The 16,931-nt window shown below is 42.9% G+C and carries 13 protein-coding genes; 5 read left to right on the top strand and 8 right to left on the bottom strand.

Going from position 1 to position 16,931, the window contains the following annotated elements; translation table 11 throughout:
• Positions 1 to 21: 21 nt before the first annotated feature.
• Complete coding sequence (locus tag ACYVNW_RS05750; RefSeq protein WP_460678892.1) at positions 22 to 2,364, bottom strand: transglycosylase domain-containing protein; 2,343 nt, start codon at positions 2,362 to 2,364, stop codon at positions 22 to 24.
• A 110-nt stretch (positions 2,365 to 2,474) separates the two neighbouring features.
• On the opposite strand from ACYVNW_RS05750, the gene ACYVNW_RS05745 reads away from it, so the two are divergent.
• Complete coding sequence (locus ACYVNW_RS05745; RefSeq protein WP_460678891.1) at positions 2,475 to 3,353, top strand: polyphosphate kinase 2 family protein; 879 nt, start codon at positions 2,475 to 2,477, stop codon at positions 3,351 to 3,353.
• A gap of 53 nt (positions 3,354 to 3,406) precedes the next feature.
• Here ACYVNW_RS05745 and ACYVNW_RS05740 read toward each other — a convergent pair whose 3' ends face one another.
• The 5 genes from ACYVNW_RS05740 to ACYVNW_RS05720 form a co-directional block, all read right to left on the bottom strand.
• A complete protein-coding gene (locus ACYVNW_RS05740) occupies positions 3,407 to 6,421 on the bottom strand; it encodes a GH92 family glycosyl hydrolase (protein ID WP_460678890.1) in 3,015 nt (1,004 codons plus the stop codon).
• Positions 6,422 to 6,469: 48 nt separating this feature from the next.
• Complete coding sequence (locus ACYVNW_RS05735) at positions 6,470 to 7,081, bottom strand: AcvB/VirJ family lysyl-phosphatidylglycerol hydrolase (RefSeq protein ID WP_460678889.1); 612 nt, start codon at positions 7,079 to 7,081, stop codon at positions 6,470 to 6,472.
• Between the two features lie 291 nt (positions 7,082 to 7,372).
• Positions 7,373 to 9,952, bottom strand: a complete 2,580-nt coding sequence (locus ACYVNW_RS05730; RefSeq protein WP_460678888.1) for a phosphatidylglycerol lysyltransferase domain-containing protein — start codon at positions 9,950 to 9,952, stop codon at positions 7,373 to 7,375.
• Positions 9,953 to 10,027: 75 nt separating this feature from the next.
• Positions 10,028 to 10,807 carry an amidohydrolase gene (locus ACYVNW_RS05725; protein ID WP_460678887.1) on the bottom strand — a complete coding sequence of 260 codons (780 nt, stop codon included), beginning with the start codon at positions 10,805 to 10,807 and terminating at the stop codon, positions 10,028 to 10,030.
• A 40-nt stretch (positions 10,808 to 10,847) separates the two neighbouring features.
• Complete coding sequence (locus ACYVNW_RS05720; protein WP_460678886.1) at positions 10,848 to 12,002, bottom strand: methionine aminotransferase; 1,155 nt, start codon at positions 12,000 to 12,002, stop codon at positions 10,848 to 10,850.
• Positions 12,003 to 12,093: 91 nt separating this feature from the next.
• On the opposite strand from ACYVNW_RS05720, the gene ACYVNW_RS05715 reads away from it, so the two are divergent.
• From ACYVNW_RS05715 to ACYVNW_RS05700, 4 genes are read left to right on the top strand one after another with little or no spacing between them, the layout of a single operon-like run.
• On the top strand, positions 12,094 to 13,074 hold the full coding sequence (locus ACYVNW_RS05715) for an ABC transporter substrate-binding protein (protein ID WP_460678885.1): 981 nt from the start codon (positions 12,094 to 12,096) through the stop codon (positions 13,072 to 13,074).
• Positions 13,074 to 13,946: an ABC transporter permease gene (locus ACYVNW_RS05710; RefSeq protein WP_460678884.1), complete on the top strand. Its 873-nt coding sequence runs from the start codon at positions 13,074 to 13,076 to the stop codon at positions 13,944 to 13,946. The genes ACYVNW_RS05715 and ACYVNW_RS05710 overlap by 1 nt, the downstream gene beginning before the upstream one ends.
• The gene (locus ACYVNW_RS05705) at positions 13,939 to 14,688 is read left to right on the top strand and encodes an ABC transporter ATP-binding protein (RefSeq protein ID WP_460678883.1); all 750 of its coding nucleotides are present in this window, start codon (positions 13,939 to 13,941) and stop codon (positions 14,686 to 14,688) included. The genes ACYVNW_RS05710 and ACYVNW_RS05705 overlap by 8 nt, the downstream gene beginning before the upstream one ends.
• A gap of 44 nt (positions 14,689 to 14,732) precedes the next feature.
• Complete coding sequence (locus tag ACYVNW_RS05700) at positions 14,733 to 15,014, top strand: hypothetical protein (RefSeq protein WP_460678882.1); 282 nt, start codon at positions 14,733 to 14,735, stop codon at positions 15,012 to 15,014.
• Between the two features lie 67 nt (positions 15,015 to 15,081).
• Here the strand turns inward: ACYVNW_RS05700 and ACYVNW_RS05695 are convergent, their stop codons facing one another.
• Both ACYVNW_RS05695 and ACYVNW_RS05690 read right to left on the bottom strand, forming a co-directional pair.
• A complete protein-coding gene (locus tag ACYVNW_RS05695; protein ID WP_460678881.1) occupies positions 15,082 to 15,537 on the bottom strand; it encodes a c-type cytochrome in 456 nt (151 codons plus the stop codon).
• A 3-nt stretch (positions 15,538 to 15,540) separates the two neighbouring features.
• Positions 15,541 to 16,857 carry a PQQ-dependent sugar dehydrogenase gene (locus tag ACYVNW_RS05690; RefSeq protein ID WP_460678880.1) on the bottom strand — a complete coding sequence of 439 codons (1,317 nt, stop codon included), beginning with the start codon at positions 16,855 to 16,857 and terminating at the stop codon, positions 15,541 to 15,543.
• Positions 16,858 to 16,931 lie beyond the last annotated feature (74 nt).

The raw sequence follows: 16,931 nt of genomic DNA, 5'->3' as shown, positions 1-16,931 counted from the left end.
TGATCATTTATTTAAGCAGAGTTACTGTTGGTTTACCGGCGGAGGTGTGGTGGTAGCAGGCGGCGGCTCAGTTGGCTCAGGTTGTGGCGTCGCTGTGGTATCGCTAACTGAGGTATCCAAACTATCTGTTGATGATGAATCACTACGGGTTGAGATGCGTGGCGACGGACACATATAAGTTTTAGTAATTTTCACCCAGGGCTTTGGAAACGGCCCGTAAGTATAACCTGATTTTGGGTCGTCATAAACTTTGGTCATAAACTCGCCGAATATCGGCAATGCCGTATGCGATCCCTCGCCTGATTCTGATGAATTGAAGTGGATGCTCCGGTCATCAGCGCCTACCCATATACCGGTAACCAAATCTTTGGTAATGCCCATATACCAGCCGTCCACATAGTCAGATGATGTTCCGGTTTTACCACCAATCTGGTTGTTGCCTTTCCAAAGGTCGTCGTACTCCCATAGCGCTTGCGAGGTGCCGCCTGGTTCTTCCATTCCGCCTCTGAACATATACAACATTAACCAGGCGGTTTCTTCGCTGATGGCTTGTTGTTGTTTCAAGGTGAATTCTTCAACCGTTTTATTATCCTGGTCGGTAATTTTAGTCACCAATAGCGGTTCAATCTTGCGGCCATGATTCAAGAATGTGCTATATGCGCGAACCATTTCATATACCGATACATCGTTTGATCCTAATGAAACTGATGGCACTGCTTTAAGCGGGCTCTCAATTCCGCAGCGGTGGGCATAATCTACTACTTTGTCCCAACCTACCTGCTCAGTTAACTGGGCTGTGATGGAGTTTACCGACTTGCCCATGGCCCAGCGTAATGACATTTCGCGGTAAGAAAAATGAAAATCGGCGTTGTTGGGTTCCCAAACATCTGGCTTGCCTTTATCCATGTATTTAATGGATACCGGTTTGTCTGTAAACTTATCGCACGGGCTAAAGCCGTTATCTAAAGCAGTTAAATAAGCAAAAGGTTTAAAGGTGGAACCTGCCTGCCGCTTGGCTTGGTTAACGTGGTCGTATTTAAAATACTTGTTATCAATACCACCCACCCAAACTTTTATTTTGCCCGATGATGGTTCAATAGTCATCATACCGGTATTCAGAATACGCGCGTAGTAATTAATAGAGTCCACACTGGAGAAAGTCGTGTCTTGCTCACCCTTCCAGGTGAACACTCTCATGCGCTTCTTTTTATTAAAGTAGGCCTGAATTTGAGTGGTATCACCATTATATTTTTTATCGAGTACATTATAAATAGGGAGGCGTTGCTCGGCTTTTAATATAAAATCAACTATCTCGTTGCCCTTCGAATCGCGCCAAGGGTTTTTGCCTTTCCAAATGTTGTTGAAGCGGCGTTGCAGCATTTTCATCTTGTCGGCAACAGCCTCTTCTGCGTATTGCTGCAGGCGCGAATCAATAGTGGTGTAAATTTTCAGGCCGTCTTCATACAAATCGTAATCATTGGCTTTTAACCATTTTTCCAACCACTTTTCTACCGCACGTTTAATATAAGTGTCGTTTTGCTCACCAATGTCGTTATGCGTCAGGTCAAGGTTTAAGGGCTGCTGGGTGTTTGATGTATATTCTGCCTTGTTCAGATAACCATACTTCTGCATCTGGCTTAAAACTACATTCCGCCGCTCTAATGAGCGTTCCGGATTGCGGATAGGATTGTAAGTAGTGGTAGCCTTCAGCATTCCGATTAAAGTGGCTGCCTGTGCGGCAGTAACTTTATTAGGATTGGTATTGAAATATTTTAGAGTAGCCGTTTTGATGCCGAAGGTGTTATTATTAAACGGCACCGTGTTCAGGTACATGGTTAAAATAGTAGCTTTATCATAATTGTGCTCAATTTTAAGCGCGGTAAGCCATTCCTTGCACTTGTACACCACGGTTTTAATTACGGGTATACGACTTATAATACCCTGTGATTTTTTCTTTCGCGTTTGAAACAGGTTTTTGGCCAACTGTTGGGTGATTGTACTGCCCCCGCGGCGTTCACCTTTAGCTGTAGATACCATACTGGTAACAAAGCCGTAGAAATCAATGCCGTTGTGGCTATAAAAACGAACGTCTTCGGTGGCTACAAGCGCATGTACTAAGTTAGGGGAGATGTCTTTATAATCAACCGGCGAACGGTTTTCTTTATAGTATTTGGCCAGCAACTTGCCATCGGCCGAATATACCTCGGATGAAACAGAAAGAGTTGGATTTTTGATTTCTTCTGTAGTAGGCAGAGAACCGAACAATCCCAGGAAATTGAGTTCGATACAACAGAAAAATATGATTATAAAATAAATAAATATAACAAAGTACCTTAAGATGGGGTTCTTTATACGTTTAAACATTGGGTAAATATGTGAATTTATGAGAGCAAATCATAACCTGATTATAATTTGTTCCAACGCAATTTTAACAGATAAATTTTAATTACTATCAAACTCAGGCAGATATATCTATGAAAAATTTGATTGATAAATTTAAAGTGACCGATGGCAAAAAGTTTTTGCTGAAGGATTACGATACTGCATACACCGCCGATTACCAAAAAGAAGATGCTGAAGAGGTGCTGAATGACATGATTAAGGAGATTGCCGACCTGCAAACCGAACTGTATGCCGCCAATAAATATGCCTTGCTTATCATCTTTCAGGCGATGGATGCTGCTGGTAAAGACAGTGCAATTGACCATAGCATGTCGGGCATTAACCCACAAGGCTGCCAGGTATATAGCTTTAAACAACCCAGCACCGAAGATTACGAGCATGATTTTTTGTGGCGCCATTACAAAGCTTTACCCGAGCGCGGGCGTATAGGTATACATAACCGATCGCATTACGAAAACGTGTTGGTAACGAAAGTTCACCCTGAGTTTTTATTGAAGGAAAACCTGCCTGGTATTACTAGGGTAGACGATGTGAAGAAGAAGTTTTGGGAAAAGCGGTATCAAAGCATCTGCAATTTTGAAGACCACCTGATATCCAATGGTACAGCCATTATTAAGTTCTTTCTGCATGTATCGGCCGATGAGCAAAAGGAGCGCTTTATCAAACGCATAGATGACCCGGCCAAAAACTGGAAATTTTCATCAGCAGATATTGCCGAGCGACATCATTGGAAAGACTATATGAAAGCTTATGAAGAAGCTATTAGTGCAACAGCTACACCAGATAGCCCGTGGTATATCATTCCGGCTGACAAAAAATGGTTCACCCGGATTGCTATTTCCAGTATCATTCTGCATACGCTCAAAAACTTAAAGCTTAGATATCCCGAATTGCCGAAAGATGAAGCCGATAAACTTCAGGAAATTAAAAAGCAGTTGCAAGCAGAATAATTCTGAAATGACAAATCGCCCGTTTGGATATTGTTTAAATGGGCGATTTGTGATTATCTTACTGTAATCTCATCTGCAAAAATATAAGAGGGCTTGCCTTGGCTTTCATGCCATTTGGGTAGCGGTCCATATTGCTTTGCAATCACTTTGATGTAGCGGGCGGTGGTATTTAATCTGGCGGTATATTCCTGTAATTTCACTTCCAAATCATTTATATCAATTTTGCTGGTAACCGTAGCTGCAGATTTAAAATGGGTGCCATCCATGGAGAGAAGGTATTGCACTTCACGCGGGAACACCACCCATGCACGGCTGTCCTGCAAGGTGCCCAGGCTAACTGCTTTCACCGTTTTGAGTTCGCCTAAATCAATTATCGCTTCTAAATCTCTGCCCTGAAAACCCTGCCAGTTACCTAAGCGCCAATTGGTTGTACCACGAATACCGTCAATAAGCGACTCACGGCCTTGTGCTGCATAATTAGGCAGGTAAGCGGTGTTTAACATAAGCTTTATGTTATCCTGAATTTTGTAATAATGTGCGGAGTCAATGAAACTGCTTATGCCATCTTTAACAGCAATCGCTTTAATGGTTGTACTGTTTACAATAGTAATAGGCTTGGTGTACGGTGTTGATTTTGCTGTGGGGTTTGTTCCATCGGTGGTATAATACAAGCCAGCACCATCTTCATCACTTTTGATTTCTATCTGTACAGGCTGCCTGAAACTTGCTGAAGGCGCTACCATGTAGGGATTGCTCACGATGGGCATGTCTGTAATTTTAGATGTCGGTTTTTCCAGTTCCTGCATGAAAATTTTATTAGGCAAGCGACCTGTAAATACTTCTAATTCGCCGCCCTTGCTGAAATCAGCATAATTCAGAAATAATTTGTTGTAAGGCTTTTTGCCCCAATTCATGCCCTGCAAGTAAACATTATCCCGGCTTACCGAAGCTCCTGCATTACTGATAATGAACGCTTTGCCATTCTCTAATTTAACAGTAGCTTTATCAAACTGAGGTAGCCCGATTTGAAATTGTTGCTGCCCGGGGGCAATATTATACAGGCCTAAACTGGTCATTACATACCAAGCCGACATCTGGCCACAATCTTCGTTACCCGCCAGTCCGTCGGGATGATCTGTATATTCCTCATTTAATATCTTATTGACGTAAAACTGTGTTTTGTCTGGGTTATTGGTAAAGTTATACAGGTAGGCAATGTGATGGCTGGGTTCGTTGCCATGAGCGTACTGACCAATTAGGCCGGTCACATCATCCTGCTGCCGGCCCGAAAGCTTAGCATTGGTAGTAAACAGCTCATCTAATTTGGCTTCAAAATTATTTATTCCGCCCATGCGCGTAATCAAGCCTTGCACATCCTGCGGAACAAAGAAAGTATACTGCCAGGAATTGCCCTCTGTGTAATTATTATTAATTTCGGTGGGTTCAAAAGGCGTGTACCATCCACCATTCAGGCGGGCCTGCATAAAGGTGTTCTGGGTATTGAACACGTTTTTCCAATACTGCGCACGTTTAATGTATTCGTTATAATCCTGCTCGTGTTTCAGCATTTTGGCTATCTGTGCAATGCACCAGTCATCATAGGCATACTCCAAAGTTTTTGATACCGACTCGTGTTCTACATCGGCCAGTACTGCCCCATATTGGCGGTAAGCAGCTAAGCCAAATTGATTGCGGTTTACTGCAGCCTTCATAGCTGTCAACGCTTCTTCGGCATTAAAGCCGGTAATGCCCTTGCTGTAGGCATCCACTATAATTGGAATAGAGTGATTACCGATCATGCAGTAGGTTTCGTTTGAAGCCAAAGGCCAAATGGGCAGCAAGTTACCCTGCTCATACATGGCTAAAAAGCTCTTTACAAAATCTAACGTGCGTTTACGGTCAATCAAAGCCAGCAAGGGGTGTTCGGCACGAAAGGTGTCCCAGGTAGAAAAAACGGTATAATAGTTAAACCCCTCGGCGGTATGTATCTGCTGGTCCATACCGCGGTACTTTCCATCCACATCACTATAAATATTGGGCGCCAGCATGGTATGGTAAAGCGCACTATAAAATATAGTTTGCTTGCGCTTAGCATAATCAACAGGAGTTGATTTTTGCTTGGCCTTGGTACGGTACACATTGTCGGCCTGTTGCATTTCGCGCTGCTGGCCTGCCGTTGGGCCTCCGCCTTCGACCTGGATTTTCGAAAGTTCGGTATTCCATAGTGCTTTAGCCTGTTGCTGAACCTTTTTGAAGTTGTAATCGGGTACCTCAGTGTCCAGATTTTTTAACGCACCCTCTGCACTTACCGCCGAGATGCCTACCTTGGCAATTACTTCGCCCGGATTATTAAATTGCAGGCATAGCTTTACGTCTGTGCCTTTAAGTTGCTGCAAAGGCTGTAACTGGTTGTTGTTATTAGTTAGAGCTTTAAATGGCTTCGAGAATTTAGCATAAAAATATACATGCTGATCCTGCGCCCAACTTTGTGAGCGGCGATAGCCGCGGATTTCATGATCGTTTACAACTTCAATCCATGAATCGAGTACTTTATCCCGGTGCTTCAGGTCGATAATAATATTAGCCTGTTGGGTAGATGAGTAGTGGTACCGATGCACGCCAACCCTTGTGGTGGCGGTAAGTTCAGCTTCGATGTTGCCATTCCTTAATACAGTTCTGTAATAGCCCGGAGATGCTTCTTCATCTTTTTTGCTGAAGGGTGACTTGTATTCGGAGTTGTTGAAACGGGGAGCCCCGGTAGTTGGCATGAACAATACATCGCAATAATCAGGTATACCGGTGCCGCTTAAATGGGTATGCGAAAAGCCATAAACTACCGTATCGGTGTAGTGATAACCCGAACAGCCGTCCCAGCCTTCCAGCCGGGTATCAGGGCTTAATTGCACCATACCAAATGGAGTGGTTGCACCCGGATACGTATGCCCATGCCCGCCCGTGCCGATGAATGGATTAACCAGGCGGGTATAATCTTTTGTTTTTTGAGCTGTAACAACCTGAGACAGCACCAGCAAAATTAAAGCTGATGCGGAAGTAACTGAAAGCTTCATATTTGTGATAGTGCATGATACACTGCCGCAAAATACATTGTTTTTACCCTATTTTACAATGTTCTGATAGATAGCCGCAAAACTGTTCTCATAACGGTGGCCACCGTTTACATATACAATGTTGCAGCTTTCGGGCAAAAGGCTTGCCGATATATCTTGTTCCTGTTTTCCAAAAAAGCAGGCCACGGGCACATCTTTAATTTTTGCGATTTCACTGGGCACATTGTATTTGTGTTTAAGGGTGACAATGCTCAACATTTCCAGCCAATGGACTTTAAAATCGGTACTTTTAGATGGCGAAAGTAAGCCAATACTTTTGACACGGCTGCGCACATTTTCGGGCAGACGATTGTATATGAAAGGCATTACATCGGCGCCGAAAGAATAACCAACCAAAATCAGGTGCTCTGTATTCCAAACAGCGGTATATTTTTCAATTAAACGCAAGGCATCATCAGTGATCTGCTGCGGCGTTTTTTTGTTCCAGAAATATTTACGGGCGTTTAAACCAATTACAGGCATTCCCTGGCTGGCAAATTTGTCGGCATTGCCCTGGTCAAAACTGGTCCAGCCGGCATCACCTGAAATCATAAAAACCAACGTCTTATTCTCTGTTGATTTGGCCGGAAGGGTTTCGTTTACAGGAAGTTCAGTTTCCATAGGTGCAGATGAAAAAGAAGTTGCACGGAAGACAGACGCAGAACGCACAGTTGAAGCAGATGCCTTATTATGGCGACTAACTCCTCCTGTAGTAGTGCTGAAGCCACCTACCATTATCATCATGAATATACTGCAAACAACTGACCGTAACATTATCAACTCAGGTATCATTATCTGCCGATTTAGATTGTCAAAATCAGCAATACCTTCTGTTAATCAATTTGCAGGCCGAAAATCGCTGACCCTTTGTTTTACGTGGTATTGTGTATAAAAAGTTGCAGAAATCTGATGTCAGGGCTTCATTACCTTAGCGATGGCGCCCGGTAACTGCAGCAAATCGTAATGATTTTCGTACACTAAGTATTTATTATGCCAGTCAGGGTTAAACTTTTCTTTAAAATCGCGCAGCCCACGATAATGCCTGAACTGCTGAATCTTCTCGTAAGCAAACTTAATGGTACGCTCGGGCAGGTCTCGCGCCTTATCAATACCCGACATTGGCGCTAACCCAAAGTTGAGGTGGGTAAAGCCTTTTGCCTTGCTATAATTAATCAACTCAATTATCAGCACATCCATGTTGCCGCCGGGGGCATCAGCCGTTTTCCGGATTAAATCGTAAGTGGTTTCACCGATTACCATGTCGGGTATTACATTCAAAAATGCAATCACTTTTTCATCACTATTCTCAAGGGTAATGATGGTTTGATTTTTTAACTCATCCCAGTCGAACATTCCCTGAGAAAACACCAGTTCTTCGCGGTCAGTGGTTTGCAGCCACTCGTCGCTCACTACTTTTAACTTTTGCAACAGGCCATCTTTAATAGGCGCTTCATAAACTTTAGAGGTAAAGCCCTTTTTAGTTAAGCTATTCACGGCATTACGCATTGATTTGCGGTCCTTACCTTCTAAAGTAAAAGTGCTTAAATCCAATACCGCTTCCTGTCCAATGACCATCGATTTTTTTCGTTGATGTTCGTAAAAATCTATGCTTTCAGCATTTATGCGGTAATAGGCCGGTTTTAGGCCCTGCTGCCGGCAAAAGCGCTCAAACTCTCGCACTACTATTGTTTTTATACGTGTGTTATTTTCACATACGGGCTCTTCTAAAACAATGGCAAAATTATTGGCAGCTTTATAAGCGATAAAGGCTTCCTGCTTTTCAGAGAAGAAATAAAGTTTGTCCTGATAGGTTTTAAAGTAATCAACCGGAGAGTTACCGTATTCTTCAATCAGTAACCTGGCTTTCTCCATTTCCGATTCATCAATTTCCTGTTCGAATAAGTACGGCTTGATGAATGAATAGAAAATAAGTGCAATAGCACCCAAGCCGAAAAGATTGATAGAATACAGAAATAAATGTCCAAAACGAGTTTTGGGCTCAATGTTTTCCGGGTTGAGCAGGATGAAATTATCAAAGGTATTGGCGATAGATTCAGTCAGCGTGAAATCAATACCGAAGTGCCGTTTGTCTAAAAAGTAGAAGCCTACTATACCATATATAGTAACGGCAGCAAAAATCCACAAGGCAGCGCCTAAACTGAGGCTTTGCAATTTACGATTGGTGCGGATGTAGTATTGACGGTGAGTAAGTGCCAGCGCAATAATAACTACTAATGCCAACAGCGCCTCCTCATAATCAAACGCCTTGGTTAGGTTACCTATCAGTGAAAACGCGCATAAAGCCAGCGCAAGGTACCAGGCATTACGTAAACCTCTGATCAGGAAGGCGGAGGTAATGATGAGCAAAATACCAAAGAGCAACACCAGATAATTGGATAGGTTAATGGTCTGCAGTGGTAAAAAACGCTCTAAAATTTCTAAACGGTTATGAATGGCCGGTGTAAGCACCGAAATAATATTAACCACGCCCAAGCCAAACAGCAAAAAAGCCGGCAATACCCTCAGCAAAATATTACCCCGGTTGAAAACGAAGCTGAATATACCCGCAACCAACGGAAGCCAAAACTCAAATAAGCGGTATAACAACGTAATAGCGGCGGCCTCGGTGGTAGAAAAGCCATAATTTTTGAGCAGAATGGTTAGAGACAGTTCTATAGCACCCATTCCACGCAAAAAGGGTGAGATAATAAGAAAGAGCGTAGCTACGGTGTAGCCAATAGCCGCAGCTTCAAAGCTGGCACCTTTATTTATGGCCAGCATAGCAATCATCAAATGTGCTATACCAATCAATTCTATTAGTAATGAAGCAAGAATGGTATAAATAAAATAGCGGACAGAAAACGCATCGGCTTGTATTTCCGTCCAGATCAGTTCAAGCTCGGGGTTAAAACGGGAAATGAGCCGGTATACCCAGCCTTTGGTAAGTAATGAGTAAGTGCCCCAGCCTAAAATAATGATCAACACACCTAATGAACCGAAAGCCCATAGCTCACCAGAAAAATGCTGGTTAGTAAGCACCAGGTAAATAATGACCGGTATGGCGACCAAAAAGACAGTGAATATGCCTACAAAACCATAAATGTAAGAGGCAAAGTTGATTTTAGTTTTACTCACCTGCCTGCGTTCTATATCACGCGTAAAGAAAGCAAGCGATGTTACCCCGCCGCCAGGAAGAAATACACTGATGAGATTGCGTTTAAGAAAAAGCTTGGTACAATTCCATAAATCTACCTTCGCACCAACTGTTCTAAAGCTGTATACATACATAAGCCCCTGGCAGGCAATGTAAAAAATGGTCAGCGCCAGGCCAATGCCAATCCAGCTGATGCGGCTGCTTGTTAGCACACCGCCCATATTTCTCAATTCTGATGATTGATTGCGTATGAAGTAGATAGCAAACAGCAGGAAAAGAAATCCTAAAATCTCTTTAAAATAATAGTTATGGCTTTTGAGGTTCAGATTAATTTTCATTATCAGTGTAACTGTAACGCAACAGCTGCAATATTACTACATGCAGCTTAACTTAAGGTTACCTGAGCACAAATATTATTCCGTAAATGTAAAATCATCCGCATCCTTCAGGAATGGCATATAGCGGCGTGTTTTAATTAATTCTTCAGCACTGATGGTGAAAGTATAGAGGTCTTCTTCATCGCGCTTGTAATAAATCACATTGCCGTTAGGGTCAATGCAGGTAGAATCTCCGGAGTGATATACCTGGTTACCATCATGCCCAACCCGGTTTACTCCAACAACATAACTCTGGTTTTCGATGGCGCGGGCGGGCAGTAATGAACGCCAGTGCAGCGCGCGGCGTTCAGGCCAGTTGGCTACAATAATTAATAAATCGTATGCCTGGTGGTTGTTGCGCAGCCATGCCGGAAAGCGCAGGTCATAACAAACCATTGGGCATACCTTCCATCCATTGAGCTCAACAATCAGCCGCTGATTTCCGGCTGTATAGGTCTCGGGCTCTTTACCTAAAGTAAACAGATGCTTTTTATCATAGTGCTCAAAGGTGCCGTCGCTACGCATCCAAATGAGGCGGTTATAAAATCTGTTATCCTCTTTAATGATAATGCTGCCGGTTACTACACATCCGTACTTACTGGCAGTTTGCTGCATCCATTGCATGGTTTTGCCATTCATGGGTTCGGCCAACTTTTCAGCACTCATGGTGAAGCCTGTACTGAACATCTCTGGTAAAATAATGATATCTGTTTTGGTGCGTAAGCCAGATAAGCGCAAACCAATATTTTGCAGATTTTTGTCAACATTCTCCCAAAATAAATGTCCCTGAAATACTGTGATTTTTAAATTCTCCATAAAGTTTCGGCTGATAAGTATGGGTTTACGTAAGTAAGTATCAATAGGTTTTAACAGAAAGCAATCGTTCGAGTGCTTTGTCTAACGTCTCTTGTTTTTTGGCGAAGCAAAATCTAATAACGTGATGATCGGTGTTTTTGGTATAAAAGGCCGATACCGGAATGGTAGCCACGCCAGCTTCCTTAACCAATCGCAGCGCGTAATCTTTATCCTTTTCGTCCGAAAGCTGCCTGTAACTTACCGACTGAAAGTAAGAGCCGCTGCAGGGTAAAAGTTGAAAAGGGGTGGCTTCTAATCCTTTTTTAAAGTAATCCCGTTTTTCTTGAAAGAAAGCTGCAAGCTGCAAATAGGTCCGCTCGTCTTTAAGGTAAGCAGCAATACCGGCCTGCATTGGGGTATTGACACTAAACACTAAATACTGATGAATTTTCCTGAATTCTGTCATTAAATAAGCAGGAGCAAGGCAGTAACCAATTTTCCATCCTGTGGTATGCAGTAGTTTTCCGAATGATGCCACTATAAAACTGCGCTCGCGTAGGGGGGTATACCGTGCCATGCTTTCGTGCTGCAAGCCGTCAAATATAATGTGCTCGTATACTTCATCGCTCAATATTAAAATATCTGTATCTTTTACCAAGGCTGTCAACTCATCTATATCCTGGCGGCTCAATACGGTGGCCGTAGGGTTATGTGGAGAGTTCAGGATGATCATTCTCGTTTTGGCATTAATCAAACGCTTTACCATCTGCCATGGAATTTTATATTCGGGAGGTTCCAGTTCCAAAGATTTGACAATGCCGCCCATTAGTTTAATGGCCGGTGCATAGCAATCATAAGCGGGTTCAAAAACAATCACCTCGTCATTAGGGTGAATGACTGCACTTATCGCCGTAAATATTGCCTGCGTACCACCGGCCGTAATGGAAATCTCCGTATCGGGATGATATACTGCCTGATGCAATTTTTCCATCTTTTTTGCAATCTCTTCACGCAAAACAGTCAAGCCTGCCATTGGGGCGTACTGGTTTAAGCCGCTTTGCATCGCTTGGTTAACAAGTGAGGTAAGGGCGGGATCGCAATCAAAGTCCGGAAAGCCCTGTGATAGATTGATGGCGCCGGTTTCTGTTGCCAATGCTGACATGGTGGTAAATATGGTAGTACCGGTTTGCGGGAGTTTGGAGATTAAAGGTATCATGCCCGACTAAAATAGTGATTTGAAGGTAAAAGTTTGCTTAAACAAATGCATTCGCAAACCGCTTTGTATCTGAAATGGTTATTTTAGCCACATGAAGTTTAGGATTTTTATAATGGTGCTGACAAGCGTATTACTACTAAACGCTTGTAAATCAAATACACAAAAGAACAAAGGCAATGTTCCTGCAGTTGGATTTGTAGATGCCTTTGAAGATGCTACTATTGCACAGGCCCGTAAGGGGTTTACTGATGCTTTAGCCAAAAACGGATTTAGCGAAGCTAAAGGAAGTGTTGAGATAAAATATCAGAATGCACAGGGAGACATTCCAACACTCACTCAAATTGTAAATAATTTTGTGGCCGATAAGGTAACACTGTTGGCTACCTGTACTACGCTGGCTTCAGTAACTGCAGTGCAGAACACCAAAACTATTCCCATCTTCGAAATGGTATCACCTACACCCCAGCGCATGAAAGTGATCGGGGCTGATGGTAAAGCACCGGCCAACCTGTTTGGCGCCGTTGAAGATTTGAATTACATAGATACTTCATTTGCCCTAATTCCGGCCATGCTCAAAGTAAATGGTCGAAAGCTGCGGGTAGGAATGATTTATAATCAATCTGAACCACAATCGGCAGATGCATTGGGGCGTATCCAGCAATTGGCTAAAGGTATGAATGTATATGTGGTAGCTTTACCTTTAAATTCATCTGCCGATGCACAATTGGTAACACAAGCCCTGTTACAGAAAAATATTGATGTTTTTTTTGCCAATCCGGACAATACTGTGTTTGCAGCGTTTGAAACTATATTAAAAAGCTGTAATGATAAAAACGTACCCGTATTCACCAGTGAAGCAGGCTTGGTACAACGTGGTGCTGTAGCAGCTTTTGGTGCAGATATTTACCAGTGGGGATATCAAGCCGGCCTACAGGCGGCCCAATATTTGAAAACACACAAAACCGATGGACTGAAACCTGAAATGGTTAAAATCAGAAAGCGTGTGTACAACCCGGGTGCGGCAGCTAAATATCACATCACTGTACCTTCAAACTTTCAGGCTATTCAATAATGGATTTTTACCTGACCGCTATACTACAAGGACTTTGCTTTTCCGGGCTGGCATTGGGCATCTATTTGTCCATGAAAATATTTAACATTCCTGATATCACTACCGATGGTAGTTACACCCTTGGTGGTATTGTTACGGCAGTGCTGCTCACCAAGCAAACATCCGCCTGGCTGATCATACCGTTAGTTGTACTGAGCGGTGCACTGGCCGGAGCAATAACGGGTTTCATTCACACCAAACTAAAAGTTAATGCTTTGCTTGCCGGCATTTTAACCATGACAGCATTATATTCAGTTAATTTAGTGATTGCAGGAAGGTCCAATATTCCGCTGTTGAATACTGCATCTGTTTTCAATGTAATCCATATATCAGCTGATGCAAATGCGAATACGCTGTTGATGTTAATGCTGTTTGTTTTGGTACTTATTGGTGGGTTATGTTACCTGCTAAAAACTGATTTTGGCCTGGCGATGCGTGCTACCGGTAGCAGCGAAAGCATGATCAGGGCCTTGGGTGTAAGCACTGACCGGATGAAAATTACCGGGCTGGCTTTAGCCAATGCCCTAACCGCGCTAAGCGGATACCTCACGGTGCAATTTCAGAACTTTGCCGACATAAATATGGGTATCGGAATTGTAATTGTAGGATTAGGGTCGGTAATTATTGCTGAGACGATAATCAACTTTTTGCAACTGAGATCGATAAGTACAAGCTTGATACTCGTTATGTTAGGTGCCGTTGTATTTCGGTTAGCATTAGCCTTTACACTAAGTTTAGGAGTAGATGCAAATCTAATTAAGTTAGTAACGGCTGGCTTGGTTTTGTTATTTGTTGGGCTTCCACAATTAAAACTCATCAACCGGCATGATTGAATTAATTAACGTTACCCAAATATTTAATGCCGGCAGGGCCAATGAGGTAAAAGCTATTCATCAGCTAAACCTCCATATCAATGCAGGGGAGTATGTAGTGGTGGTAGGGGCCAATGGTTCCGGTAAATCTACATTGCTTAATCTGATTGCTGGTAACATCCGCCCATCGGGAGGTGAGATAATAATAGAAGGAAACGAGGTAAATCGTCTGCAAGACTTTCAGCGTAGCCGATGGGTGGCCAGAGTTTTTCAAAATCCGCTAAGTAGTACCGCCCCAGAGTTAACCATACTGGAAAACTTTCGCCTGGCGGCCTTACGCGTGAAACATAAAGGTTTAAGCGTTGGCACTAATACTAAGTTTAAGCAAGAGGTGCAGGAGCGGATTGCGACGTTGGGTATGGGGCTTGAAAATAAAACAGACCAGTTGATGGGATCCTTATCCGGAGGGCAACGGCAGGCACTTACCTTACTCATGAGTGTAATGGCTGACTGTAAGATTTTGCTTTTGGATGAACCCAGTGCTGCATTAGACCCACGTTCGGCTCAAATTGTGATGCAAACGGCCGATGAATTGATAAAAAAGTTCAATTTGACCGCAATTTTAATCACTCATAATTTAAAAGATGCATTTACCTATGGTAACCGCCTGTTACACATGCAGGATGGAGTAATAATTAAGGATTTATCTCATGATCAAAAATCGGTATTAACCCAAAATGATTTATTTTTATGGTTTAGTTAATTAAGTTTCAATTATGGCAACATAATTGTACAAGCTAATGCACTATGAAAAACACTGCATTCAACTTAATTAAAGACGCTTACCAATTGGTTACCGGTGCCCGCATTAAAAGCAGACACCAAGACGAGATATATGAATTAGGCCACTATGACCCAATTAAACGCGGTTATACTTTATATCCTTATGAAGATGGGATAAAATTTGATGACTTTAGCGTAATTATATCTGAAAAAGAGCTCATGAATCATTACGAAATAGAAGGGATAAAAGCTGCCGCAGCTTCCATTCAACATACATCATCTACCGCACCTTTATTTAGAAAATAAATTCTCAACATAAAACACAAAAGCCGGACTGCTTCACAACAGTCCGGCTTTTGTGTTTTATATCAGCTTACTTTTTTACTTTTGGTCTGATCGTCGTCACTTCCTTTACCGAAACAGCACTGGCTTTGTTACCAAAGCTATTACGTACATAGGTGAGTACGTCTGCTATTTCTTTATCGGTTAAATAACTAAAAGACGGCATGTTATTAGAGTAAGTGTCTCCATTGATTTCTACCTCTTCTTTAAACCCATTTTGCAAAATGGAAACTAACGTCGCTTTTTCACCAAGTACGTAGCTGGTTTTAATCAAGGGCGGGTTCATATTTTGTACACCACCGCCATCCGCCTGATGGCAGGTGAGGCAATATTTCAGGTATAGGGCTTTACCGTTCGCCATTGACACATTGCCTGCTCCGGCAGCATTTGTTTTTGCTACCGGCTTTTTATGCTGTGTTTTTTGCGCCCATAAACCTGAAGATAAGATTAGCAATAAAGAAAGCGCTATAAAGCTATATTTTTTCATCCGTTATTTTTTGTTGTAAACAATACGATAAATGGTGCCTTTGCTGTCATCAGTTACATATAAGGATCCATCCGGTCCCTGCGCTAAGCCACATGGACGGTGTTCGGCCCGGCCTGATGCAGTTTGCTGTGCGCCGCCTGAAAAGCCTTCAGCAAAAACTTCCCATTTGCCATCTGGCTTGCCGTTTTTAAAGGGCTGGAATACAACAAAGAAACCTGCCTGCGGCTCTGGTGCACGGTTCCATGAACCATGGAAGGCAATGAATGCACCATTTTTGTATTTCTCAGGAAATTGATTGCCAGTGTAAAACAACAAACCATTAGGTGCCATGTGGCCGGGATAGGCAGCAGCCGGATCAATGGCATCCTGCCCGCCTTCTTTTTTTCCATCACCACCATATTCAGGAGCCAGCATTTTTTTGTTTTGCTGTTGGTCATAGTACATATAAGGCCAACCGGCGTTGTCGCCTTTCTTAATAGCATACATACACTCGGCAGGTAATATGGCCGATTGTTGTACGGTATAATACTGCGGAAACAGGTCATGCAACTGATCGCGGCCGTGCTGCATTACAAAAAGCTGGTTATTCTGCTGGTTCCAGTCCAAACCAACCACATTGCGCAAGCCTCTGGCATAATGTACGCCATCACCATAGGTCTGATTCTGTTTATCGGCTTTGAATTGCCAGATGCCACCGGCCGAATCCAAAATAGGGCAGCCCTTTTGTCCCATTGAACCTGGCTCACGGTCTTTTACCTGGCAGGAGTTTGAGTAAGCGCCTACATTCACATACAGGTTTCCGGCATTATCCAATACAATAGATTTAGATTCGTGCTGACGGCGGTTAATTAGGCCGGTCACAATTTTTTCAGGATGCTCGGGATCAATGACATGGTTTTGTGCATCGAGTTTATAACGGAAAACTTCTGTATCTGATGAGGCATACAGGTAACCATTTTTTATATACATACCGGTGCCGCCAAAATTGCCAAACGTTTTCACGTCCTCATACTTACCATCGCCATTGGCATCATGCAGGTAAACAATACCACCGCCATTTTTCACACGGTTTAATTTAACATAGGCGTCGCCGGTAGGGGTAATGGCAATATGGCGTGCCCGCCCTGTGCCATCAGCAGCCACCAATGCTCCAAAACCTGCTGGCAGTGTTAAACCAGCATTGTCAGGGTCGGCCGTTATTGCAATTTTGTTATGGTTATGAGTTCGCGGCAGCGGTGCGTGTTCGGTTTGCGGCCTTAGCACTATTAGGCCAAGTGCTGCCAGGGGCAAAAATGAGCTAAGTAAAACTTTAGTTTTCATGCAATTTGAGTTAATAATGGGTAGATATTTTCTTGAAAAGCGTTGCAGTTAATCAACTGCAATTTCTTTAACCA

This window comes from Mucilaginibacter koreensis (assembly GCF_054783355.1).
This window is presented reverse-complemented; position numbering and strand designations above follow the sequence as displayed.

What these genes read in the sequence shown, in the direction of transcription:
- ACYVNW_RS05740 (WP_460678890.1), bottom strand. Translation starts at nt 6,421, where the DNA reads ATGAAGCTTTCAGTTACTTCCGCATCAGCTTTAATTTTGCTGGTGCTG.
- ACYVNW_RS05700 (WP_460678882.1), top strand. Translation starts at nt 14,733, where the DNA reads ATGAAAAACACTGCATTCAACTTAATTAAAGACGCTTACCAATTGGTT.
- ACYVNW_RS05690 (WP_460678880.1), bottom strand. Translation starts at nt 16,857, where the DNA reads ATGAAAACTAAAGTTTTACTTAGCTCATTTTTGCCCCTGGCAGCACTT.
- ACYVNW_RS05730 (WP_460678888.1), bottom strand. Translation starts at nt 9,952, where the DNA reads ATGAAAATTAATCTGAACCTCAAAAGCCATAACTATTATTTTAAAGAG.
- ACYVNW_RS05735 (WP_460678889.1), bottom strand. Translation starts at nt 7,081, where the DNA reads ATGGAAACTGAACTTCCTGTAAACGAAACCCTTCCGGCCAAATCAACA.
- ACYVNW_RS05695 (WP_460678881.1), bottom strand. Translation starts at nt 15,537, where the DNA reads ATGAAAAAATATAGCTTTATAGCGCTTTCTTTATTGCTAATCTTATCT.
- ACYVNW_RS05745 (WP_460678891.1), top strand. Translation starts at nt 2,475, where the DNA reads ATGAAAAATTTGATTGATAAATTTAAAGTGACCGATGGCAAAAAGTTT.
- ACYVNW_RS05725 (WP_460678887.1), bottom strand. Translation starts at nt 10,807, where the DNA reads ATGGAGAATTTAAAAATCACAGTATTTCAGGGACATTTATTTTGGGAG.
- ACYVNW_RS05705 (WP_460678883.1), top strand. Translation starts at nt 13,939, where the DNA reads ATGATTGAATTAATTAACGTTACCCAAATATTTAATGCCGGCAGGGCC.
- ACYVNW_RS05710 (WP_460678884.1), top strand. Translation starts at nt 13,074, where the DNA reads ATGGATTTTTACCTGACCGCTATACTACAAGGACTTTGCTTTTCCGGG.
- ACYVNW_RS05720 (WP_460678886.1), bottom strand. Translation starts at nt 12,002, where the DNA reads ATGATACCTTTAATCTCCAAACTCCCGCAAACCGGTACTACCATATTT.
- ACYVNW_RS05715 (WP_460678885.1), top strand. Translation starts at nt 12,094, where the DNA reads ATGAAGTTTAGGATTTTTATAATGGTGCTGACAAGCGTATTACTACTA.
- ACYVNW_RS05750 (WP_460678892.1), bottom strand. Translation starts at nt 2,364, where the DNA reads ATGTTTAAACGTATAAAGAACCCCATCTTAAGGTACTTTGTTATATTT.